At 34.3% G+C, this 20,501-nt stretch carries 26 protein-coding genes; 5 read left to right on the top strand and 21 right to left on the bottom strand.

The genetic code is table 11. The annotated features are described in order from the left end of the window. Positions 1 to 38 precede the first annotated feature (38 nt). From ES674_RS14505 to murA, 3 genes are all read left to right on the top strand, one after another. Positions 39 to 332 (top strand): DUF493 family protein, encoded by a 294-nt coding sequence (locus ES674_RS14505; RefSeq protein ID WP_148405234.1) that lies wholly within the window; start codon positions 39 to 41, stop codon positions 330 to 332. Positions 333 to 399: 67 nt separating this feature from the next. After that, entirely contained in the window at positions 400 to 1,065 is a 666-nt protein-coding gene (locus ES674_RS14500; protein ID WP_148405232.1) for a DUF4290 domain-containing protein, read from the top strand. Positions 1,066 to 1,074: 9 nt separating this feature from the next. Next, positions 1,075 to 2,394, top strand: coding sequence for a UDP-N-acetylglucosamine 1-carboxyvinyltransferase (gene murA / locus ES674_RS14495; RefSeq protein WP_148405230.1), 1,320 nt, complete (start codon positions 1,075 to 1,077; stop codon positions 2,392 to 2,394). A gap of 100 nt (positions 2,395 to 2,494) precedes the next feature. Here the strand turns inward: murA and ES674_RS14490 are convergent, their stop codons facing one another. The 18 genes from ES674_RS14490 to ES674_RS14405 form a co-directional block, all read right to left on the bottom strand. Continuing rightward, a complete protein-coding gene (locus tag ES674_RS14490; RefSeq protein WP_148405228.1) occupies positions 2,495 to 3,799 on the bottom strand; it encodes a cryptochrome/photolyase family protein in 1,305 nt (434 codons plus the stop codon). A 2-nt stretch (positions 3,800 to 3,801) separates the two neighbouring features. Further along, on the bottom strand, positions 3,802 to 4,263 hold the full coding sequence (locus ES674_RS14485; protein WP_148405226.1) for an SRPBCC family protein: 462 nt from the start codon (positions 4,261 to 4,263) through the stop codon (positions 3,802 to 3,804). Beyond that, positions 4,263 to 4,727 (bottom strand): TspO/MBR family protein, encoded by a 465-nt coding sequence (locus ES674_RS14480; protein ID WP_148405224.1) that lies wholly within the window; start codon positions 4,725 to 4,727, stop codon positions 4,263 to 4,265. The genes ES674_RS14485 and ES674_RS14480 overlap by 1 nt, the downstream gene beginning before the upstream one ends. Positions 4,728 to 4,729: 2 nt before the next feature. Beyond that, complete coding sequence (locus ES674_RS14475; RefSeq protein ID WP_148405222.1) at positions 4,730 to 4,900, bottom strand: Lacal_2735 family protein; 171 nt, start codon at positions 4,898 to 4,900, stop codon at positions 4,730 to 4,732. A 2-nt stretch (positions 4,901 to 4,902) separates the two neighbouring features. Continuing rightward, positions 4,903 to 5,421, bottom strand: coding sequence for a glutathione peroxidase (locus ES674_RS14470; RefSeq protein WP_211359302.1), 519 nt, complete (start codon positions 5,419 to 5,421; stop codon positions 4,903 to 4,905). Between the two features lie 30 nt (positions 5,422 to 5,451). Next, positions 5,452 to 6,135, bottom strand: coding sequence for an SDR family NAD(P)-dependent oxidoreductase (locus ES674_RS14465; protein ID WP_148405218.1), 684 nt, complete (start codon positions 6,133 to 6,135; stop codon positions 5,452 to 5,454). 9 nt (positions 6,136 to 6,144) lie between these two features. Beyond that, positions 6,145 to 6,369 (bottom strand): hypothetical protein, encoded by a 225-nt coding sequence (locus tag ES674_RS14460; RefSeq protein WP_148405216.1) that lies wholly within the window; start codon positions 6,367 to 6,369, stop codon positions 6,145 to 6,147. Between the two features lie 3 nt (positions 6,370 to 6,372). Then, positions 6,373 to 7,071, bottom strand: a complete 699-nt coding sequence (folE, locus tag ES674_RS14455; protein ID WP_148405214.1) for a GTP cyclohydrolase I FolE — start codon at positions 7,069 to 7,071, stop codon at positions 6,373 to 6,375. 51 nt (positions 7,072 to 7,122) lie between these two features. Further along, complete coding sequence (locus ES674_RS14450) at positions 7,123 to 7,398, bottom strand: TIGR03643 family protein (RefSeq protein WP_148405212.1); 276 nt, start codon at positions 7,396 to 7,398, stop codon at positions 7,123 to 7,125. Beyond that, a complete protein-coding gene (locus ES674_RS14445; RefSeq protein ID WP_148405211.1) occupies positions 7,395 to 7,823 on the bottom strand; it encodes a hypothetical protein in 429 nt (142 codons plus the stop codon). Before ES674_RS14445 ends, ES674_RS14450 begins: the two co-directional genes overlap by 4 nt. An 88-nt stretch (positions 7,824 to 7,911) precedes the next feature. Continuing rightward, positions 7,912 to 9,411: a cryptochrome/deoxyribodipyrimidine photo-lyase family protein gene (locus tag ES674_RS14440; protein WP_148405209.1), complete on the bottom strand. Its 1,500-nt coding sequence runs from the start codon at positions 9,409 to 9,411 to the stop codon at positions 7,912 to 7,914. Beyond that, entirely contained in the window at positions 9,401 to 10,933 is a 1,533-nt protein-coding gene (locus tag ES674_RS14435; protein ID WP_148405207.1) for a cryptochrome/photolyase family protein, read from the bottom strand. Before ES674_RS14435 ends, ES674_RS14440 begins: the two co-directional genes overlap by 11 nt. After that, positions 10,930 to 12,240: a DASH family cryptochrome gene (locus ES674_RS14430; RefSeq protein ID WP_148405204.1), complete on the bottom strand. Its 1,311-nt coding sequence runs from the start codon at positions 12,238 to 12,240 to the stop codon at positions 10,930 to 10,932. Before ES674_RS14430 ends, ES674_RS14435 begins: the two co-directional genes overlap by 4 nt. Further along, positions 12,210 to 12,350, bottom strand: a complete 141-nt coding sequence (locus ES674_RS14425; protein WP_148405202.1) for a DUF2256 domain-containing protein — start codon at positions 12,348 to 12,350, stop codon at positions 12,210 to 12,212. Before ES674_RS14425 ends, ES674_RS14430 begins: the two co-directional genes overlap by 31 nt. A 1-nt stretch (position 12,351) precedes the next feature. Next, on the bottom strand, positions 12,352 to 13,773 hold the full coding sequence (locus tag ES674_RS14420; protein ID WP_148405200.1) for an SDR family oxidoreductase: 1,422 nt from the start codon (positions 13,771 to 13,773) through the stop codon (positions 12,352 to 12,354). A gap of 2 nt (positions 13,774 to 13,775) precedes the next feature. Continuing rightward, the gene (locus ES674_RS14415) at positions 13,776 to 14,408 is read right to left on the bottom strand and encodes a flavin reductase family protein (protein WP_148405264.1); all 633 of its coding nucleotides are present in this window, start codon (positions 14,406 to 14,408) and stop codon (positions 13,776 to 13,778) included. After that, positions 14,408 to 15,718, bottom strand: coding sequence for an ABC1 kinase family protein (locus tag ES674_RS14410; RefSeq protein WP_148405198.1), 1,311 nt, complete (start codon positions 15,716 to 15,718; stop codon positions 14,408 to 14,410). Before ES674_RS14410 ends, ES674_RS14415 begins: the two co-directional genes overlap by 1 nt. Positions 15,719 to 15,724: 6 nt before the next feature. After that, on the bottom strand, positions 15,725 to 16,369 hold the full coding sequence (locus ES674_RS14405; RefSeq protein WP_148405196.1) for a TetR family transcriptional regulator C-terminal domain-containing protein: 645 nt from the start codon (positions 16,367 to 16,369) through the stop codon (positions 15,725 to 15,727). Positions 16,370 to 16,504: 135 nt separating this feature from the next. Between ES674_RS14405 and ES674_RS14400 the strand changes: the two genes are divergently transcribed. Further along, positions 16,505 to 16,939 (top strand): hypothetical protein, encoded by a 435-nt coding sequence (locus ES674_RS14400; protein WP_148405194.1) that lies wholly within the window; start codon positions 16,505 to 16,507, stop codon positions 16,937 to 16,939. A 93-nt stretch (positions 16,940 to 17,032) separates the two neighbouring features. Beyond that, positions 17,033 to 17,881: a DUF2911 domain-containing protein gene (locus ES674_RS14395; RefSeq protein WP_148405192.1), complete on the top strand. Its 849-nt coding sequence runs from the start codon at positions 17,033 to 17,035 to the stop codon at positions 17,879 to 17,881. 64 nt (positions 17,882 to 17,945) lie between these two features. On the opposite strand, the gene ES674_RS14390 is transcribed toward ES674_RS14395, so the two are convergent. The 3 genes from ES674_RS14390 to ES674_RS14380 all read right to left on the bottom strand — a co-directional run bounded on the left by ES674_RS14390 (position 17,946) and on the right by ES674_RS14380 (position 20,436). Continuing rightward, complete coding sequence (locus tag ES674_RS14390) at positions 17,946 to 18,146, bottom strand: helix-turn-helix transcriptional regulator (protein ID WP_148405190.1); 201 nt, start codon at positions 18,144 to 18,146, stop codon at positions 17,946 to 17,948. Continuing rightward, positions 18,136 to 18,612 (bottom strand): hypothetical protein, encoded by a 477-nt coding sequence (locus ES674_RS14385; RefSeq protein WP_148405188.1) that lies wholly within the window; start codon positions 18,610 to 18,612, stop codon positions 18,136 to 18,138. Before ES674_RS14385 ends, ES674_RS14390 begins: the two co-directional genes overlap by 11 nt. Before the next feature lie 132 nt (positions 18,613 to 18,744). Continuing rightward, entirely contained in the window at positions 18,745 to 20,436 is a 1,692-nt protein-coding gene (locus ES674_RS14380) for a sodium:solute symporter (protein WP_148405185.1), read from the bottom strand. Positions 20,437 to 20,501 lie beyond the last annotated feature (65 nt).

Below are 20,501 nucleotides of genomic sequence, written 5' to 3'. Positions count from 1 at the left end.
ACAAGGAAATACTATCTTTGTTTTAATAAAAAAAAATAATGGACGAGAATCAAAAAACAGATGCTTTTTACGAAAAACTAAAAAGTCAATTATACGATACGTCTTCGTGGCCATCTGAATATTTGTATAAATTTATTGTAGAAACCAAAGGAAGCTCGGTTCAGGATATTGAAAATTTTTTCAATAATATGGGTGCCGTAATTGAGACCAAAGAATCTAAAAAAGGAAAATATACTAGCGTTTCAATTAACGTGAAAATGGAAACTCCAGAAGACGTTGTTGGAAAATATAAAGAAGTTGCAGAAAACGTTAAAGGCGTTATTAGTCTTTAGTTTTTTTTTGTACTTTGCGCACGCACAAAACTACGTGCCTTAAGTAAACTCTACACATACACATATTTTGATAGATCATTTAGAATACAATTCAGAACGTGAGCATTTAATTATTCCCGAATACGGACGTCATCTTCAAAAGATGATTAATTATGCTAAATCACGCGAAACGAAAGAAGAACGCAATAAATTAGCCAATGCTATTATTTCCGTAATGGGTAATATTCAGCCACATTTGCGCGATGTTCCAGACTTTCAGCATAAGTTGTGGGATCAGTTATTCATTATGTCGAAATTTGAGTTGGATGCAGATTCGCCTTATGAAAAGCCGTTACCAGAGAAATTTAACGAGCCACCAGCGCATTTACCTTATCCACAAAATTTTCCAAAATATCGTTTCTACGGAAATAATATAAAAACCATGATTGATGTGGCAAACACTTGGGAAGATGGCGAACTTAAAGAAGCGCTTATTTATACCATTGCAAACCACATGAAAAAGTGTTTTTTAAATTGGAATAAAGACACGGTTGAAGATGATGTGATTTTTGAACACTTAAGAGAATTATCTGACGGTAAAATTAATTTGCTTAATGCTGAAGAAGATTTAACCGATGCTACAAGTTTAATGCGCAGTAAAAAGCAGTTTAGCACAAACAGTAGTAGCAGCAGTAATAATAAAAAGAGTTACCAGAAAAAAAGTAACACAAATAAAACTAGAAAAAGGTACTAATTTAACAGTATGGGTATATTTAAAATTGAGGGCGGACAGCAATTAAAAGGAAAAATTCAGCCTCAAGGTGCTAAAAATGAAGCGTTACAAATTTTATGTGCTGTTTTATTGACCCCTGAAAAGGTGACTATTCATAACATTCCAGATATTGTGGATGTTAATAAATTAATAGAATTACTAAAAAATCTAGGTGTTAAAATTGAACACATTGAGCAAGGAACCTATGCGTTTCAAGCGGATGACGTTAATTTAGAATATTTAGAATCTGAAGCATTCAAAAAAGATGGTCGCGGTTTACGTGGATCTATTATGATTGTTGGACCTTTATTAGCGCGTTTTGGCAAAGGCTATATTCCAAAACCAGGAGGAGATAAAATTGGTCGTCGCCGTTTAGACACGCATTTTGAAGGCTTTATTAATTTAGGGGCTACATTCCGATACAATAGAGAAGAATATTTTTACGGTGTAGAAGCTAAAAAACTGAAAGGTGCTTACATGCTTTTAGATGAAGCTTCCGTAACTGGAACGGCTAACATTGTAATGGCTGCTGTTTTAGCAGAAGGAAAATCTACCATTTATAATGCGGCTTGTGAACCTTATTTACAGCAGTTATGCAACATGCTTAACCGCATGGGTGCTAAAATTAGTGGCATTGGCTCTAATATGTTGATAATTGAAGGCGTGGAGACTCTTGGAGGCACCTCTCACACCATGTTACCTGATATGATTGAAATTGGTAGCTGGATTGGTTTAGCTGCTATGACAAAGAGTGAATTGACCATTACTAACGTAAGTTGGGACGATTTAGGTCAAATTCCTGATGTTTTTAGAAAATTAGGTATTACAGTTGAAAGACGTGGTGATGATATTTTTATCCCAGCACATACCGATGGTTACGAAATTCAAAATTATATTGATGGCTCTATTTTAACCATCTCTGATGCGCCTTGGCCCGGTTTTACACCCGACTTATTAAGTATTATTTTAGTGGTGGCTACCCAAGCTAGAGGTAGTGTTTTGGTACATCAAAAAATGTTTGAAAGCCGCTTATTTTTCGTAGATAAATTAATTGATATGGGCGCCAAAATTATTTTGTGTGATCCGCATCGTGCGGTTGTTATTGGTCACGATTTTAAATCGCAGCTAAAAGCAACCACTATGACATCTCCAGATATTCGCGCGGGTGTTTCCTTATTAATTGCAGCCTTATCAGCTAAAGGAACATCAACTATTCATAATATTGAGCAAATAGATCGCGGTTATGAAAATATTGATACACGTTTGCGTGCTATTGGTGCTAAAATTGAAAGACTTAAAGAAAACGAATAAAATTAGAATAAAATCAGATTGAATTATATAAAAAATGCTTCCTTATTAAAAGAAGCATTTTTTTATTGAATATATTTTCAAATTGTAAGTAATAGCAGTATTAACTGACGGCTTCTTTATAAACTTTTAAGCAACGTTCTCTTGCTGCTTTATGTTCTACAATTGGAGTAGTGTAGGTGAGTTCTTGAAATTCAGGAACCCATTTTTTAATATATTTTAAATCTTTATCAAATTTCTGAATTTGGGTTGTAGGATTAAAGATTCTAAAATAAGGCGATGCATCCACGCCAGAACCTGCAATCCATTGCCAGTTACCAATATTACTAGACATTTCATAATCGTGTAATTTTTCAGCAAAATAGGCTTCTCCCCAGCGCCAATCAATTAGTAAATGCTTGCATAAAAAACTTCCAACCAACATCCGCACACGGTTGTGCATAAAACCGGTTTCATTTAGTTCACGCATACCGGCATCAACCAACGGATAACCCGTTTTACCTTGGCACCAGGCTTTAAATTCGGTTTCGTTATTTCGCCATTTTATAAGGTCGTATTTTGGTTTAAAACTTTCTGTAAGTGTGTGCGGAAAATGCCAAAGAATCTGCATAAAAAATTCGCGCCAAATAAGTTCTTGCCAGAATATTTCATTCTTTTCGGCAATGGCTTTTTTCATCATTTTACGAATGCTAACGGTTCCAAACCGCAAATGGGGTCCCAAACGTGACGTCGCATCTTGAGCTGGAAAGTTGCGTCTGTCTTCGTATTCTTGAATTAAAGTGGGTGTAACATCATATGCAGCTATAGTTTGCTCGGATTTTTTAAATCCAATATCCGCTAAAGTCACATTTGGTAATTCCGTGTTTTTAACTAAATTATCTAAAAATGAATTGGTATAGTACATTTCTAAATCAATAGCTTTAAAAGCTTCCTTCCAAGTACGCATATAAGGAGTGTAAACGCGATATGGATCACCGTCATTTTTTACAACTTCATCCTTTTCAAAAATAACTTGATCTTTAAAGGTTTTAAAATCGTTATTATTTTCCTTTAAAATTGTAGATATTTCTTCATCACGTTTCATGGCATAAGGCTCATAATCATGATTGGTAAAAACCGTGTTGATAGTATAGGTTTTACAAAGTTCTTTAAAAATTTGTTCTGGTGTCCCGTGATAAATTGCTAAACTACTGCCATGCTTTTCTTCAAGTATGTTGCGCATATCTTGAAGCGTGTTGTAAATAAACGTAACGCGCGCATCATCTTCCGGTAAGGAATCTAAAATTTCAGAATCGAAAATAAATATAGGCAACACAGGATGTTCAGCTTTTAAGGCTTCATAAAATCCCCGATTATCATCCAATCGTAAATCCCGACGAAACCAAAATATATTTAAAGTTTCCTTCATATTTATAAGTTTCCGAATAACTCAATTAATTTTTTCTGTCTGTAGGCAAATATTTCTTCTAGTTTAGGTTTTACTAAAATAGGATGAACAAGTTGGCCTAAAAATCCTAGAGGCACTTTATAATCTATAATGTCTTCCATTTCCACACCGCCCTCAATAGCGTGAATAAAGTGCTTGTGGTGCCATAAAGCATAAGGTCCATAGCGTTGCTCATCTACAAAATATTTGTGATCTTCCGTATGGGTAATTTCAGTAACCCATTTCGTTTTAATTCCTAAAATAGGCGTTACAATGTATTGAATAAGTTGCCCAGCGTACATAGGTCTATCCGCTCCAGAAATGATGTTGAAGCCCATATAGTCGGGTGTAATCTCCTTTAAATTTTTAGGATCGGATAGAAACTCCCAAGCTTTTTCTACAGAAATGGGAAGTCTTTGTTTCTTATGAAGCGTATATATTTTCATTAATTTTTAAGTAAAACGTAAAGATTTAATGAGGTTGCAATGCAGAGCCAAATCATATAAGGTATTAATAAATAGCGCCATGAATTTATAGCATCCATGCGGTATGTGAAGAAGAAATAAAATATGACGGCTGTTAATAATGCAATCACTATTAATGCTAGTAATACTAAATGTTGATTGAAAAATAGAAAATTCCAAGCAATATTTAAAACCACCTGAAGTGCGAAAACACCAATTAACACGCTGGATTTATAATCTTTAAACAAATACGTTAAATACACGGAAAAACAGATCATGATTAAAGTCCAAGCAGCACCAAAAACCCAGCCTGGAGGTGTCCAAGGCGCTTTGTTTAGATTCGTGTACCATGATGATGAAGCGCCGTTTCCCATAAGCCAACTACCAACTGCAAGGCTGCCAAAATTAATGACTAAAAACAAGATCAGTAGCGGGATAAATTTCATAATTACATATTTTGTAAAGTCTCTATTTTGTCAGCAATTTTTTGAGCTTCAGCATATTTTAAATCACTCGCTTTTCTATCAGTTGAAGATAGTCGATGCCAGTCTTTCATGATCACTTCATATTGTTTTTGAAGTTTTTCAATCTCTGATTTAGATTTAAATAATCCGAACATAATTAGATGCTTAAGTGTTTCGTTATTTTTCCGCTTAATGGGCTGGTTACTGAAAAATAATAATTTACTAATTGACCATTACCATCCACCAAATATTTTTGGAAATTCCATTTAACGGTGGAACTAGAAGACCCATTTAAAGACTGGTTAGTTAACCATTTGTACAGTGGATGTTGGTTGTCTCCTTTCACATCAACTTTCTCCGTCATTAAAAAAGTCACGCCGTAATTTGCTTGACAAAACGATTGAATATCAGATGCCGTTCCAGGTTCTTGCGACCCAAATTGATTGCACGGCACACCAATAATCATTAAATTATCTTTATACGTATCGTAAAGCTTTTGCAGATCTTCATATTGACCCGTAAAACCACATTTAGATGCGACATTAACAAACAAGATGTGTTTGCCTTTAAATTCAGACAATTGAATAGGGTCGCCATTCAAACCTGTTAGTGCAATGTCATAAATAGACTGGGTTGCTGAAGTTTGGGATTGCGCTTTATTAAATAAACTGAACATAATGATAAGGGTTAAAATAGGTTTCATAACTTATATTTTAAAAGAAACAATACCACAATCCATTTCAAAAACTTGTCCAGAAATAGATGCTGCCTGATCTGATAAAAGGAAAGCAGCCATTTGAGCAACTTCCGTTGGATTTAAAAACTTTTTAAGAGGATGACGATCGGTAATATTCTCAATCATTTTTTCATTCCGCAATAAATTAGATGCTAATTCAGTATCGGTAACCGTTGGGGCAATGGCATTGACTCTAACAGTTGGCGCTAATTCAGCACCAACAGATTTAACCAAACCTTCTACAGCAGATTTCGCCGCAGCTACACTTGTGTGAAAAGGCATGCCGAGTTTTGCCGCTACGGTACTAAAAAATAACATAGCGGGTTTATCTCCTTTTTTAATAATGGCCTGATATTTTTGAATGGCTTTTACGGCACCAATAACATTAATTTCAAAATCCGCTCGGAAATCCTCCAATTTCAATCTGCCAATAGGTTTTAAGTTGATGCTTCCCGGACAGTAAATCAAGCCATCAGCTTGTTCAAGATCTGGTAGTTCATCCGTTAAAATATCAACAGAATAGTGAGTTAAATTTGCATGTTCTAAATCTGGTTTTGAACGACTTAAATTTACAATTTTATGGTTTTCCAATAAGTTTTGGGTAATAGCACGGCCAATGCCTTTGCTACCGCCAACAATAATATAGGTTTTCATGCTTTGTAATTATGCAGTTAAAGGCTTGCCTTTTAAACGCTTTTCTACTTTTTGTTTAATGGCTGTTAAGCGTTTCATGATGTCCATGATGCTCTCGTCCTTCTTCTTTTTATAAATCTGGTTTAAATCTAAAATAAGCTGTTTAGCTTCTCTCGAAATTTCAATACGATCGCTAGTTGATAAAGATCTAAGTTTGGTTTGCTCAAATTCTAGAGCACGTTCTATTGTATCCATAATTTAATGTTTTAAATAGTTTTGTAATTCGGCTATTTTTTCAGGTGTATTAAAAGCACCACCATAATATGCTGTAACGGTTTCAGACGTATCGTCTTTGATTCCTCGCGAAGATACGCATAAATGTTTGGCATCTATAATTACTGCAATATCTTCCGTTTCTAACGTCATTTTCAATTCGTTAGCAATTTGGTTTGTTAAGCGTTCTTGAACTTGCGGACGTTTGGCATAATATTGAACAATTCGGTTTAATTTTGACAAACCAATAACTTTTCCAGATGAAATATAAGCCAAATGCGCTTTTCCAATTATCGGCACAAAATGATGTTCACAATTAGAGTAAAAGGTTATGTTTTTTTCTAAAACCATCTGATTATAACGATACTTGTTTTCAAACAAAGCTATTTTCGGTTTATTAGCAGGATTTAAACCTGAAAATATTTCATCAATATACATTTTAGCAACACGATCTGGTGTTCCTTTTAATGAATCATCTGTTAAATCTAATCCCATTACGTCCATTATTTCTTCAAATAATAGGGCTATGCGTTGTTTTTTTTCTGAATCTGATAACTTGAAAGCATCTGCTTTCATTGGGGTTTCTAATCCAGTATATAGGTGGTCGTCTCCAATTGTTTCAGTTGGAAATCCGTATAAAACGTTTGTGTTTTGGTTTTCGGTTGTCAATACTTCTGCTTTCATTGTGTCTTTTTATTTGTGCTGTCCATAGTATTAAAATATGTCAAAGCACTATTATCGTTTACTAATTTTATTATGAGAAATTTGTTTTTGCCTATTACATTTAAATCGGCCTTCTTCAAAAACACGTAATTTTTCATGTTTAGTCTTCCGACCTTGAACGCGTTTTCGCCACATTTTGAAACTGCTAGGTTTCATTTCGCGACGCATTAAATTAATTACGTCTTGTTCTTGCAATCCAAATTGAAATGAAATGGCTTCAAAAGTTGTCCGGTCTTCCCAGGCCATTTCTATAATTCGGTCTATTTCTAATATGGATAATTCGCTCATACGTCTATAAAATTGAAACGTTCATCATAAGCCACTTTCATATCCATTAAACGTTTAAAAAATCCTTTGTTTTCTCTAAAAGTTACATTGTTTTTAAAATTTATAAACTTCCCTTGAGCGTGAATACTAGCACCATTTGTTTTGTAAAGTACCAAATGGTAAAAAGGGATTACCCAAGTAAAATTTTTAAGTCCTTTATTAATGTAAATAAGAATACCGCCAGAGCGTAATTCAATATTGGCATAATTAAAATCGTCTACATAATTTAAATAACTCTGTAAATTAGGACTAACATCATTAATCATCATGCGTTTTGAACCTATTCCGCCTAACCGAATGGCTTCAAAAAAGCTATAAGGCTTACCAATTAAATCGGTAATCATTTCCTTATGGTCTTTGTCGTTATAAGTGCTGTTTAATATCAAAATTTTCTTATTTGATATCAAATATACAAAATGTTTAACGATTACAGTGATAAGTTAAACAAAAATTAACACTTGTTTAGGGAAATTTTTAGTCTTCGTCGTTTTTCAATAAGTTGGAACGGTTATTTAGTGTATGTTTTTGTAGAATACGCAGGCTTTCAGACCTTACCGTGCTATTTTTTTTCATATTCCATAGCACATCACTGGCCCGTTTTCTTTTCAGTTTTAAATCTACTATGGGAATGGGATAATGAACGCCTAATTCGAAATTATTGAATTGCTGATCTAATGTGGTCATTAAATAGGGTTCATGCACAAACGGTAAATCTAATGCACGAAGTTCTGGGACCCAAAATTTAATAAAAACGCCATCTGGGTCATGCTCTAAACTGTTTTTAATGGGATTATAAATGCGTAAATTATTGATGCCAGTTTCACCAGCTTGCATTTGTAATTGTGGGAAGTGAATGCCTGGTTCAAAATCCAAAAACTGTTGAGATAAATGTTTGGACGCATCTTGCCAAGGTTGCCAAAGTATGTGTGTGAAAAATGAAACTAACATAGCGCGCATTCTGAAATTGACGTAACCTGTTTCATTTAAGCAGCGCATACTGGCGTCCACCAAAGGAAAACCGGTTTGTCCTTCACGCCACGCTTTTTGATATTCATCAGAAATATTTTTTTTAAGCTTATGATAGCCTTTATTAACACTAGAACTTTCCATAATATGTTCCATTTCAAACTTTTGAATGAAATGAGCCTGCCATCTTAATCGGGAACGAAATGCAGATAATTGCTTTTTGTGGCTCGTTGACGTTTGCGCATTTTTAGTGCTTTGATACACTTGGCGAACCGAAATATTGCCCCAAGCAATATAAGGCGAAAGACGACTGCAGCTTTTTCGTGATTTATCGGGTTTTGAAATGTGAAACATATAATTTTTATGGCGGTCTTTCAAGAACGAATTTAAATATTTTAAACCTATAGAAGTGCCGCCAGGCTGAAATGGCTTTTCTTTTTTAGTTTCCAAATTAGTCACTTTACATTGGGTTTCTAACGTTTTTATAGTCTCTAAATCTAGAAAATCTGAAGATGCGGCCGAAAAGGTGATAAGAGGTTCCGCCATGATGGTATTCCAATTTTCAAACCAAGTTTCTCTATTAATTAAACCACGAACAACACCGTTATGAATACTTTCTTTCCAGGTAATCAAGTTGTTTTTACAGTAGCGTTTAAAACTTTTATCTCTATCAAAGGTTACTAGAATGCCCGTTTCTTGATGTGAGTAAACGGTTTTAATTTGAAACGTATTGGAAATTAAATTGCAAGCCGAAATTATATCGGAATTTATAGTCAGTACTTTAGTATTATAAACTTCAAGCTGCTGATTTAAATCGCGAATAGATTCTTTGATAAAATCCCAGTGACGTTGGCTGTAATGTGGATCTTCTAATAGTAATTGCTCAAAAATAAATACGCATAAAACGCGCTCTTTTTGCTGAAGGGCTAATTGCAAAGGTTCATGATCTTCCAAGCGCAAATCGCGTTTAAACCAAACTATATGTATAGGTTCACGATTAGTAAGCATCTTGATTGTTTATAATATGGTTGGCTCGTTCTTTTATGGCAGAAAGTTGCTTGGCATCCATTTTATTTAAATGATGATACATCATTTTCCTACGGAAATTGGATTTTAATTGTTCGCGTTTATCATCTAAAAAATTCCAATACAAACTGTTAAACGGGCAAGCATCTTCTTCGGTCTTTTTCTTGTAATTATAATGACAGCCATCACAATAATTACTCATTTTCTGAATATAAGAACCCGAAGATACATAGGGTTTTGTAGCTATATTTCCACCATCGGCAAACTGACTCATGCCACGCGTATTTGGCAATTGCACCCATTCCACAGCATCCGCATAAATCCCTAAATACCAAGCGTCCACGGCATCTGGATGGGTTTGCGTAAGTAAAGCGTAATTCCCCGTTATCATTAAACGCTGAATATGATGCGCATAAGCGTTATCCAAAGAATTGGTAATAGCATGTTTTAAACAAGCCATTTTAGTGTTTCCTGTCCAATAGAAATCGGCTAACTTATTCGTGTTATTTAAGTGGTTTTTCGATTTAAAATCGGGCATTAAAGCCCAATACATGCCACGCATATATTCCCGCCAGCCTATGACTTGACGAATAAAACCTTCAACTTGTGAAATATCTATACTATCATCATGCTTTCTGTAATAATTCAATACAGTATCAACAACATTTTTCGCTGAAATTAATTTAATATTCAAAGCGAAAGATAGACGCGAATGAAATAAATAGACAGCATCCGTATGCAGGGCGTCTTGAAAATCGCCAAAATGTTTTAAAAGGTTTTCACAAAAATATTTAAGTTGGGATAAGGCTTCCTCACGCGAAATAGGATAGCTAAATGTTTCCTGATCCCATTTCCCCATGGTTTTTATTTTTGCTGAATTGATATCGGCAATAACTTCTGAAACATCATTATTGAAATTTTTAAAAGCAGGAATTTTAGGATCGTTTTTCCATTTTTTTCTGTTTGTCGCGTCATAGTTCCATTTGCCACCTTCTGGATTGCCATAAACCATTAAAATATCATGCTTTTTGCGCATGTCACGATAAAAAGATTCCATAACAAATTGCTTTTTACCAGTATAGAAGGTTTTTAAATCTGCTCTTTTGGTATAAAAATGGGCCGTGTCAGCAACCTTTGTTTCTATGGTAAGTGTTTTTGCAAAATCCTGTAATTGTTTATCCAAGCGGTATTCATCTGGATAGAGGTGTTCAAAGCAGGAGCAATTTTTCTCTTTTAAAATCTGTTGAAGATTTTTTGCAAGATCTTGGGTATTATTTTTATCAGTGATTTTATAATAGATAACCTGATGTCCAGCCGCTTTTAAATGGGAAGCGAATTGGCGCATAGCAGCAAAAAACCCGATAACTTTTTGAATATGATGCGTGACATAATCCGTTTCTTGGCGCATTTCAAAAAGGACATACAAAACGGTGTCATCTACAGTTTTAAACCATGGATGTTTGCTATTTAATTGATCACCTAATATGAGTCGGAGTGTTTTCATTCAAACAAGGTATTTTGTAACCAACGTTTTTGAAATTTGCCGTGACCGTCGTAACGTTCTGCTTGCAATTTCACATTGAAGGTTCTATTTCTAGGGTCATTTCCAACGCCAGCCACGTACAGCCAATTGCCGTAATTGCTGTGCACATCATAATCAATAAGTAAAGATTCAAAATAAGCAGCACCAATACGCCAATCTAATTCCAGTGTTTTTGAAAAATATGAGGCTACATTTTGACGCCCACGATTACTCATCCAACCCGTTTTATTAAGTTCTATCATATTGGCGTTTACAAAAGGTTCGGCCGTTGTTCCAGAACACCATTTTTGGATTAATTCTGGATCGGATTTCCATTCATAGGTGTTTTTGTTAATGCCATCAATTTGAAATAGGGCATTGCCATGTTGCCAAGCTATATATTTAAAGAAGTCACGCCAAATTAATTCAAAAATTAACCAATAGGTCGATTCGTTTTTGAAATGTTCGGTTTCAAAATCTTTGATAGCCCAATAAATTTGCCGCGCAGAGATGCAGCCATTTGCCAACCAAGTAGAAAATTTAGAACTATAATCTACACCTAATAATCCGTTTCGTGTTTTCTTATAAAACCCTATTTTTTTAGTTTCAAAAACATAGGTATTTAATCTATTTTGAGCAGCTGTTTCACCACCAGAAAATGGAAATGCGGAATGCACAGTCGTTTCAAAATCAGAAAACCCTAAAGTTTCTAAAGAGGGAATCCTGGTATAATTTTCTATTGGAAATGCCGTTTGCTTTTTAGAAAAAATCAAAGGCCGCACGTGAGATTGTTTTTCCAGTACTTTTCTAAAATTGGTAAAAACTTTTGGAATCTGCTCAAATTTTGTCAGAACATCATCTGGATGAAATAAAAATTGATCTAAAATTTCATGCCATTTCATGTTTTCAGATACATGAGATTTCAGATGCATGCAGACGTCCAATTCTTCTTGAGTAAATTCTTTTTGAAAGCAGATATCTGTTATTTCATAAATAGAGCAAAGGTTAGGAATCGCTATTTCAGGTTGCTCATTAAAGACGAATAAGGGAATATTTAAAGTAGCTAATTGCTGTTTTAAATCCTGAACACTTTCAATAGTAAACCTAGCGCGATATTTCTCGGTTTTTTTAAAACCATATTTTATTTCACTATAACGTCTAGGATCAAAACAATAAATGGCAATAACGGGTTGATTTAATTGTAATGCATGGTTTAAAACAGCATTATCTTGAATGCGTAAATTTGTGGAAAACCAAACTAAAGTGTAAGGGTTTTGTGTCGTCTGCATCGTTCACTACAATAAGTTACATGCTCCCAATTGTTGCGCCATTTTTTCCGCCATGTAAACGGTAATTGACAAATAGGACACGTTTTTGTGGGTAAATCTGATTTTTTCAATTTAGGTTGCAATTTTACGAATCATGCCTCTAAAAATTAAACCATGAAAAGGCAAAACGCTATACCAATAAAGTCTTCCAGCAATTCCGCGAGGTCTGAAAGTGGCCGTTTGCTTTAGCATATTATCTTCAATCTTAAACTCCAACCACGCTTCGCCTGGTAATTTCATTTCAGCATAGAGTAGGAGCTTCTGTTTTTCTTTATCGGCGAATATAACGCGCCAAAAATCTAAAGAATCGCCTACATTAAGATTAATAGGACTAGTTCGTCCGCGGCGTAAACCAATACCGCCAACCATTTTATCCATATAACCGCGAATACGCCATAAATACGTACCATAATACCAACCGGTGCTACCACCAATGGCCCATATTTTACGAATTGTTTCTTCAGGATCTGTTATAGGTAATTCTTTATAATCCTTAAAACAGCCATATTTGGGAACATTAACATACTTGTGGAAGCTGTTTTTAAGTCGGCCACTACTAACCATAGAGTCTTTCCAACTGGAAATAATACTATTTTGTTCAATTTTCTCAAAAGCTAGCGAAACGGCTTGTTTATAGGACATGGGTTTTACACCTAGCAGCTCATTAATATTACTGGGTTTTCCAATAATTTGAACGCCCATACTGTCCACTAGAGTCGAAGCCAATTTATAAGATGTAGAGGTTACGAAGTACAACCAGTAGGATGATAATTTCGGTGTCATTACAGGTACCGTTAAAATATACCGCTTGAGTTTGCGAACTTCAGCGAACTTATAAAGCATGGTTTTATAAGATAGGATTTCAGGTCCGAAAATATCGTAAGACTGATTATATAAACGCTCGTCGCCCGCACTTTTAGATAAATAGGTTAAAACATCCCGAACCGCTAAAGGTTGCGTTTTGGTGTTAAGCCATTTTGGAGCAATCATAAACGGTAATTTTTCTACGATGTCTCTTATAATTTCAAAAGAAGAACTCCCCGAACCTACAATAATGCCGGCTTTAAAAATAGTAGTCGCATAGCTGTCGGTTTTTAAAATTTCTTCAACCTGTTTACGTGATCTTAAATGCTTGGAAAGATTATTGTCGTTCGTGATGCCACTTAAATAAACAACTTGCTTAACATCCGTTTTTTTAATAGCATTTTTGAAATTTTCAGCACATTTGGCTTCCAATTCTTCAAAATCTTTGGAGGAATTAGACATGGAATGTATTAAGTAATAAGCTACATCAATATCTTTTGGGATGTTAGTAAGCGTTTCTGAATTTAGAAAATCACCTTCAATAAAATCAATATGCGGTTCTTCTACATAAGTGGCATCTGCTCTTAAAATATCGCGAACCACACAAACCACATGATGCCCATCTTGCACAAGGAGTGGAATCAGGCGTTTGCCTATATAACCTGTTGCACCTGTTACAAGAATTTTCATATTTATGGCGTTTTTATTTGTGTTTTTGGTCTTTGATAATCCAAGCGTGTTTTTAATTCAGGAATGGCGTACCCATCTAACCCGTTAATGGTGGCCACGCGACCTTTTGATAAATTTACAAAACCATCTCCTTCTAATAAATCGGCATTTATAAATAAATCATTTATTTTGCCAATTAGTAAAATAGTATCATTTGCTTTAATATAATATTCTTCAACAAATTCCATGTGCATTTGCACAGGAGCTGAACTTACAAATGGTACGTTTATATCGTTTTTGTATTCAGATTGTAACATCGTCATATCAAATTCGGAAATATGTTTATCATACTTGGCTGATGTATGATGTGCTTCTGAAATGATAGCTTCATGCACATGATTCAATGTGTAAAAACCCGTTTCTTTAATATTATCATAGGTGTCGCGCGTTACTGTAGTTGGCCTCATAAAAACGCCTAATAACGGCGGATTAGATCCAAAATGTGTCACCGAACTAAATATGGCAACGTTTTCCAGTCCATCAGCAGATTTGGTACCGATTAAATTAGCTGATTTAAAACCAGAACAACTATTAATAAGGTTAATTTTATAAAGATATGCCATTTCTGAAATATCCTGATGACTAAACCGCGTCATCATAAGGTATGAAAATTATTGATTTTAACACCTTGCGCTTTTAAATCGAACATTAAATTATACAAACCAAAAAATGTTCGGTTGATGTAAATGAAATGCTCCGAACCGCGATTCCCGTTCATTTTTCTTAAATCTGTATTTTTAGAATATTTCTCACCTAATTCCGCAATTCTTCCAAAAAAAGAGAGGTCTGAAAAATCGAAAATTTCAGAATGAAACGGTTGGGTGAAAATACTTAACATTTCATGGAACATATTGGAGAAAAACTCTAATTCTTCCGGTGAATCATCCTTGCGTAAAATTTCTAATTCAAACATTTTCTCGCGAAAAATAGCCGGATTATTGATGCTTTCTTCTTCTGCTAATTCAAAATAGGGCACATAGAAATCCTCGGGAATGGTTTTCATACAACCAAAATCCAAAGCAATTAAATTTCCTTCTTTTGAAATAAGAAAGTTTCCAGGATGCGGATCCGCATGCACTTTTTTCAATTTATGAATTTGAAACATATAGAAATCCCAAAGTGACTGACCAATTTGGTTTGCCATTTCTTGATCCGTATTTTTAGCTGTAAATTCAGATAAATGATCGCCCGTCATATAATCCATCGTAATAATACGTTCAGATGATAATTCTGGGTAATATTCTGGGAATTTTAAATGCGGAATATGAGCACAAGCCGCCGCAATTTCTTGGCTTTGTTCCAATTCTAAAATGTAATTGGTTTCTTCGACCAATTTATTTTCAACTTCTTTAAAATATTTATCAGAATCTTTTCCTTTAATATTGAACATTTTAATGGCAATGGGCTTAACCATAGCTAAATCTGATTGGATACTTTCAGCAATTCCTGGATATTGGATTTTAACCGCTAGTTTTTTACCATTTTTTTCGGCAACATGCACTTGACCAATACTGGCAGCGTTAACTGACGATGAATTGAAGGTATCAAAAATGGCTTCAGGTGCTTTCCCGAAGTATTTTTTAAAGGTTTTTATAACCAATGGTGGCGATAAAGGTGGAACCGAAAATTGGGCTAAAGAGAATTTTTCCACATACGCTTGTGGTAAAATACTCTTTTCCATGCTCAACATTTGTGCAACTTTTAGAGCGCTTCCTTTTAATTGCTTTAAGCCATCATAAATATCTTCAGCATTGTTTTTATTTAAATTTTCTTTGGCTTCCAACTCTGTTTTAGTCAGTTTTTCACCATAATATTTCAAGTAATTAACACCCACTTTAGCACCTGTTTTTACCAGTTTGCTAGCACGTTGTATTTTACTTGTCGGAATATTATCAATTGTTTTCATACGTTTCTATTGCATCTTTTCTTTAAAGATAAATTTGCCCAAATCGATAACACTTTTTAAAGGTTTAATATCCATTAAATCGAAACCCGCATGCACAGATTTCTCAATAAATATATCTGTTTTTTCAAAGGAAGGCGATGTATCATCCAACCAAAATTTCATAATCATCATGAACTGAATCCAAAACGATTCTTGCTTGGAAAAATCCTGAATTTTAACAATTCGTGGTTCCTTAATATCTAAAGTTTCAATATCCAGCATATCAATATACTTTTTGAAAGCGTGACGCAGTTCTGAAAGTGAACTCAAAGATTTCATACCTTTATCTTTAAGCGCATAAACCACATAACTTCTGTTTGCCGTTAAGTTTTCAAAAAATGTGAAATAGAAACTTAATAATTTATTTCTAGCGTCAAAATGTTGATATTCCTCACTTTTTTCTAATATTTCAATTGAATTATAGAAGAACACTTTGAAAATAGATTTCTCTAGAGCGTCAAAAGAGGCGTAGTTTTTATAAAAATCAGCTTCATCAAAATTATTGTCTTTTGCAAAGGCATACACTGTTTTTGGTGCATGATTGTGCGTTAAAACGTAATCCATATAAAAGGAAATGAGCTTGGTGTCTGTAATGTTTTTCTTTTTTGCCATAATGCTTGAATTGTAGTACAAAGATACGAAATGTTTAATGATTTCAGTTATTAGTTAAACAATATTTTTGGGAATAGTGTATAATTGCATGAGCAATAGGAAAATTGATTATATTCGTATTCAAAATTTAAATAAATGAAACTAAAGAATACTTTTCACATTGGCCTTCTTTTAATGGTGGCTCATGTCAGTTTCGCGCAAAATAAAACGCTAAAAGAAACTGAATTACAAGAATCTAAAGTGGATACACTTTATACTATGGAAGAACGTGCTAATATGCAACGTTGGTTTTACGATCGGGTTAATGACATGAAATTAAATGAGGATTTACGGGATGATTATGATCGTATTGTAAACAAATATGTATTTGATATGAGCCGATTAAATGATGCTGATAAAAAGTACACGCGCGATGAGATTCATGAAAGATTCAACCTTTTAGTGGGTAAAATGAATGGCGAATTGAAGACTATTTTAACAACAGATCAATATGTGAATCATTTAGAAAATTTTGGTCAGATTCAACGCAGTGTGTATAGCAAATGGGATTTTGAATACATCAAAAACTAACTATAATTTAATTTAGGCTTTTATTAACAAGCCTTGACGCCGATTCGGCTTAATTTTGAAATCTTAGAAAACAACTTAATAAATCGTATTACTATGAAAAAATCACTTTTAACGCTTGCGGCTTTTGTATTGGCTTTTAGCATACAAGCACAAGTTACAACGCCAGAGCCAAGTCCATTAAGCAAAGTGGAGCAAATGGTAGGTTTAACAACTATAAATATTGAATATGCACGTCCGGGAGTAAAAGGAAGAAAAATATTTGGAGGCCTTGAAGCTTACGATACCATGTGGAGAACTGGTGCTAACAAAAACACAATAATTACTTTTAGTGATCCTGTAACCATTAATAATTACACATTAAAGCCAGGTTCTTATGCTATTTTTTCCAAGCCAGGAGAATCTATGTGGGAAATATATTTCTATACAGACACTGAAAACTGGGGAACTCCAGAAAAATGGGATGATAGTAAAGTAGCTGCTATTGCTAAAGTAAAAGCAGAGACTATTCCTTTTACGGTAGAAACGTTTACTATTGATATTAATAATATTCAAACTGGTGGTGCGACTTTAGAAATGATGTGGGAGAATACTTATGTTGGTGTTCCTTTTACAGTTCCTACGGATGATAAAGTTTTAGTTTCAATCAATGAAGCTTTAAACAACAATCCAAAAGCAAGTGATTATTATGCATCTGCAGCTTATTATTATAGTGAAGGTAAAGATATTAAGCAAGCTAAAGAGTGGATTGATAAAGCTATGAGTATGATGGATAAACCTGCTTTTTATCAATTAAGACAACAGTCCTTAATTTATGCAAAAGCTGGCGATACTAAAGGAGCTATTGAATTAGCTAAAAAATCGTTAGAAGCATCAAAAGAAGCTGGTAACATGCAGTATGTAAAATTTAATGAGGCATCATTAAAAGAATGGGGAGCTAACTAGTAACTAGTTTGTTTATGAATAGTAAAAGCGACTTGGTACAACCGAGTCGCTTTTTTTTTTATTTTTAATCTCCAGCTTCTAATTGGAATAGTTCTTCCACTGGTTTTTTAAAAAGTCTGGAAAGTTTTAATGCTAAAACTGTTGATGGTACATATTTGTTTTTTTCCATGGCATTTATGGATTGTCGGGAAACGCCAATCGCTTCTGCTAAATCTGCTTGCGTCATATTATGTCTTGCACGTTCTACTTTAAGATTATTCGTCATGGGTAGAGGATTTTAGTTTTAAGAAATTGAAACGTATAATAAAGATGAAAAGCGGAGTAAACATATTAAATATCATCATATTAAAAAATAGCATATCATAAACGAAAATAATAGCCAATGCAAGAACAGTATAATTTACAATAATGGCCCAAACAAGGGATTCTGTTCGGAGTTTGTAAATAAATTCATCTTCTACCTTTTCTTTGGTAAAACCTACTAGTAAACCTCCTAAAATAATAGCTAAAGCTGAAAGTTCATCAATAATCCCATTTTCAATAATCTTAAACCAGCCTTCGTCACGTCCAGTGAAAAGACTATCACCATTATAAACACTTAAAACGTTAGTTGTAAAAATGTTTGGTTCGAAATCTGTAGCGTACAATAATATGCCTAAAATTAAACCAAGAATAAGAAGTACCCAACCAAACACCTTGAATTTATGAGGTAGTAAAAAATTTGTTTTCATAACTGTCGACTTTAAATTAATTTATCAAATGTAAAATAAACTTTACATTTAGACAAGTAAATATTACAAAAAGTTATGTAAACTAGATATTTAAGATTTTTGAAAATTTAAAAATTATAAATGAAAAGACCTTTATTCTGGCTTCCTACTAGTAAACTGAATCAAGATGGCAATACCCATAACAATAGCACAACCCACAAAATTCAACCATAAAAACGGTAGATTAATATATTCGTACTGATCTAAAAGAAACAGGCTAATTACTAGCATTTGCGTGATGATAGCTGCAATAAAAACAGCACGACCTTTAACAGCTTTCACGAAAAATGCCAACAAGAAAATACCAAGCACATTTCCGTAGAAAATGGATCCAATAATATTTACTAATTGAATTAAGTTTTCCGCTAAATTGGCTACACAAGCGACTAAAATAGCCATAACGCCCCAGCCTAAAGTAAACCATTGAGATACTTTTACCATCTCGGCATCTGTTTTTTCTGCGGTGTTCCGTTTGTATAAATCGATGGTAGTAGTGGATGCCAGTGCATTTAATTCACTAGAGGTGCTAGACATGGCTGCACTTAAAATAACGGCTAATAAAAGCCCAATTAAGCCTCGAGGTAAGTTGTTTAAAATAAAGTTGATAAACACGTAATCCTTATCATTACTTTCCACCTTAACGCCTTTAACCTCACCAGCTTTATCAATTAAATAGCGGGCTCTAGCGCGAATACTATCATTTTTGGCATTTGCCGAAGCGACGCCTGCAATTGACGCTTCACTTTTATTGGCAATAAAATCGGCAATTAACAATTGTTTGGTATCAAAAATAAGATCTTGTTCTGCTTCCAGTCCTTCAAATTCATCCGCATATTCTGTATTTAAAACCATTTCCGAAGCAACAGGATTAAAGTTTATCGGTGCTTTATTAAATTGATAAAACACGAAAACCATGACACCCACCAACAGAATAAAAAACTGCATGGGCACTTTAAAAAGTCCGTTAAAAATTAGACCCAAACGCATTTCTCTAACAGATTTCCCAGATAAATAACGTTGTACTTGACTTTGATCGGTTCCGAAGTAAGACAACATTAAAAAGGTTCCACCAATAATACCACTCCAAAAGGTGTAGCGATTATTCAAATCAAAAGAGAAATCTAATATCTCCATTTTGCCGCTCGCGCCAGCAATATCTAATGCATTACTAAAGGTGATGTTTTCAGGAAGTTTATTCACAATTAAAATAAAAGCAATAATCATTCCCGTGAATATCACCACCATTTGATGCTTTTGTGTGACATTTACTGCCTTTGTTCCGCCGGAAACCGTGTATATAATTACGAGTATTCCGATAATTATATTCAGTAATAAGAGATTCCAACCCAGTACAACGGATAAAATAATCGCCGGCGCAAAAATGGTGATTCCGGCAGCTAATCCGCGTTGAATTAAGAATAGAATGGCTGTTAAAGAGCGCGTTTTTAAGTCGAAACGATCTTCAAGAAATTCGTAGGCCGTATATACATTAAGTCGGTGATAGAGTGGAATAAACACCATACAAATCACCACCATAGCAATTGGTAATCCGAAATAAAATTGTACAAAACCCATCCCATCATTAAAGGCTTGGCCAGGTGTAGATAAAAAAGTAATAGCACTAGCTTGAGTTGCCATGACGGATAAACCAATGGTATACCATTTAGAGGTATTGCCTCCTTTTAAATAATCTTGCACATTTTTGCTACCACGCGTTTGCCAGGTACCATAAGCGACAATTGTGAATAAGGTAAGGGATAATACAATCCAATCGAGAGTTTGCATAGTTAAAAGGCTTGCATGATGAAATAAAATACAATAAAATAGATGGCATTAGCCACCAGCACGAA

The organism is Bizionia myxarmorum (genome assembly GCF_008086205.1).
GTDB classification, from domain to species: Bacteria; Bacteroidota; Bacteroidia; order Flavobacteriales; family Flavobacteriaceae; genus Algorimicrobium; species Algorimicrobium myxarmorum.
Note: the sequence above shows the minus strand (reverse complement) of the source record. Positions and strands in the feature narration are given on the sequence as shown.

Coding starts and splice junctions, on each gene's coding strand:
- ES674_RS14505 (WP_148405234.1), top strand. CDS start 39: ATGGACGAGAATCAAAAAACAGATGCTTTTTACGAAAAACTAAAAAGT.
- murA (WP_148405230.1), top strand. CDS start 1,075: ATGGGTATATTTAAAATTGAGGGCGGACAGCAATTAAAAGGAAAAATT.
- ES674_RS14490 (WP_148405228.1), bottom strand. CDS start 3,799: ATGAAGGAAACTTTAAATATATTTTGGTTTCGTCGGGATTTACGATTG.
- ES674_RS14485 (WP_148405226.1), bottom strand. CDS start 4,263: ATGAAAATATATACGCTTCATAAGAAACAAAGACTTCCCATTTCTGTA.
- ES674_RS14480 (WP_148405224.1), bottom strand. CDS start 4,727: ATGAAATTTATCCCGCTACTGATCTTGTTTTTAGTCATTAATTTTGGC.
- ES674_RS14475 (WP_148405222.1), bottom strand. CDS start 4,900: ATGTTCGGATTATTTAAATCTAAATCAGAGATTGAAAAACTTCAAAAA.
- ES674_RS14470 (WP_211359302.1), bottom strand. CDS start 5,421: ATGTTCAGTTTATTTAATAAAGCGCAATCCCAAACTTCAGCAACCCAG.
- ES674_RS14465 (WP_148405218.1), bottom strand. CDS start 6,135: ATGAAAACCTATATTATTGTTGGCGGTAGCAAAGGCATTGGCCGTGCT.
- ES674_RS14460 (WP_148405216.1), bottom strand. CDS start 6,369: ATGGATACAATAGAACGTGCTCTAGAATTTGAGCAAACCAAACTTAGA.
- folE (WP_148405214.1), bottom strand. CDS start 7,071: ATGAAAGCAGAAGTATTGACAACCGAAAACCAAAACACAAACGTTTTA.
- ES674_RS14450 (WP_148405212.1), bottom strand. CDS start 7,398: ATGAGCGAATTATCCATATTAGAAATAGACCGAATTATAGAAATGGCC.
- ES674_RS14440 (WP_148405209.1), bottom strand. CDS start 9,411: ATGCTTACTAATCGTGAACCTATACATATAGTTTGGTTTAAACGCGAT.
- ES674_RS14435 (WP_148405207.1), bottom strand. CDS start 10,933: ATGAAAACACTCCGACTCATATTAGGTGATCAATTAAATAGCAAACAT.
- ES674_RS14430 (WP_148405204.1), bottom strand. CDS start 12,240: ATGCAGACGACACAAAACCCTTACACTTTAGTTTGGTTTTCCACAAAT.
- ES674_RS14420 (WP_148405200.1), bottom strand. CDS start 13,773: ATGAAAATTCTTGTAACAGGTGCAACAGGTTATATAGGCAAACGCCTG.
- ES674_RS14415 (WP_148405264.1), bottom strand. CDS start 14,408: ATGACGCGGTTTAGTCATCAGGATATTTCAGAAATGGCATATCTTTAT.
- ES674_RS14410 (WP_148405198.1), bottom strand. CDS start 15,718: ATGAAAACAATTGATAATATTCCGACAAGTAAAATACAACGTGCTAGC.
- ES674_RS14405 (WP_148405196.1), bottom strand. CDS start 16,369: ATGGCAAAAAAGAAAAACATTACAGACACCAAGCTCATTTCCTTTTAT.
- ES674_RS14400 (WP_148405194.1), top strand. CDS start 16,505: ATGAAACTAAAGAATACTTTTCACATTGGCCTTCTTTTAATGGTGGCT.
- ES674_RS14395 (WP_148405192.1), top strand. CDS start 17,033: ATGAAAAAATCACTTTTAACGCTTGCGGCTTTTGTATTGGCTTTTAGC.
- ES674_RS14390 (WP_148405190.1), bottom strand. CDS start 18,146: ATGACGAATAATCTTAAAGTAGAACGTGCAAGACATAATATGACGCAA.
- ES674_RS14385 (WP_148405188.1), bottom strand. CDS start 18,612: ATGAAAACAAATTTTTTACTACCTCATAAATTCAAGGTGTTTGGTTGG.
- ES674_RS14380 (WP_148405185.1), bottom strand. CDS start 20,436: ATGCAAACTCTCGATTGGATTGTATTATCCCTTACCTTATTCACAATT.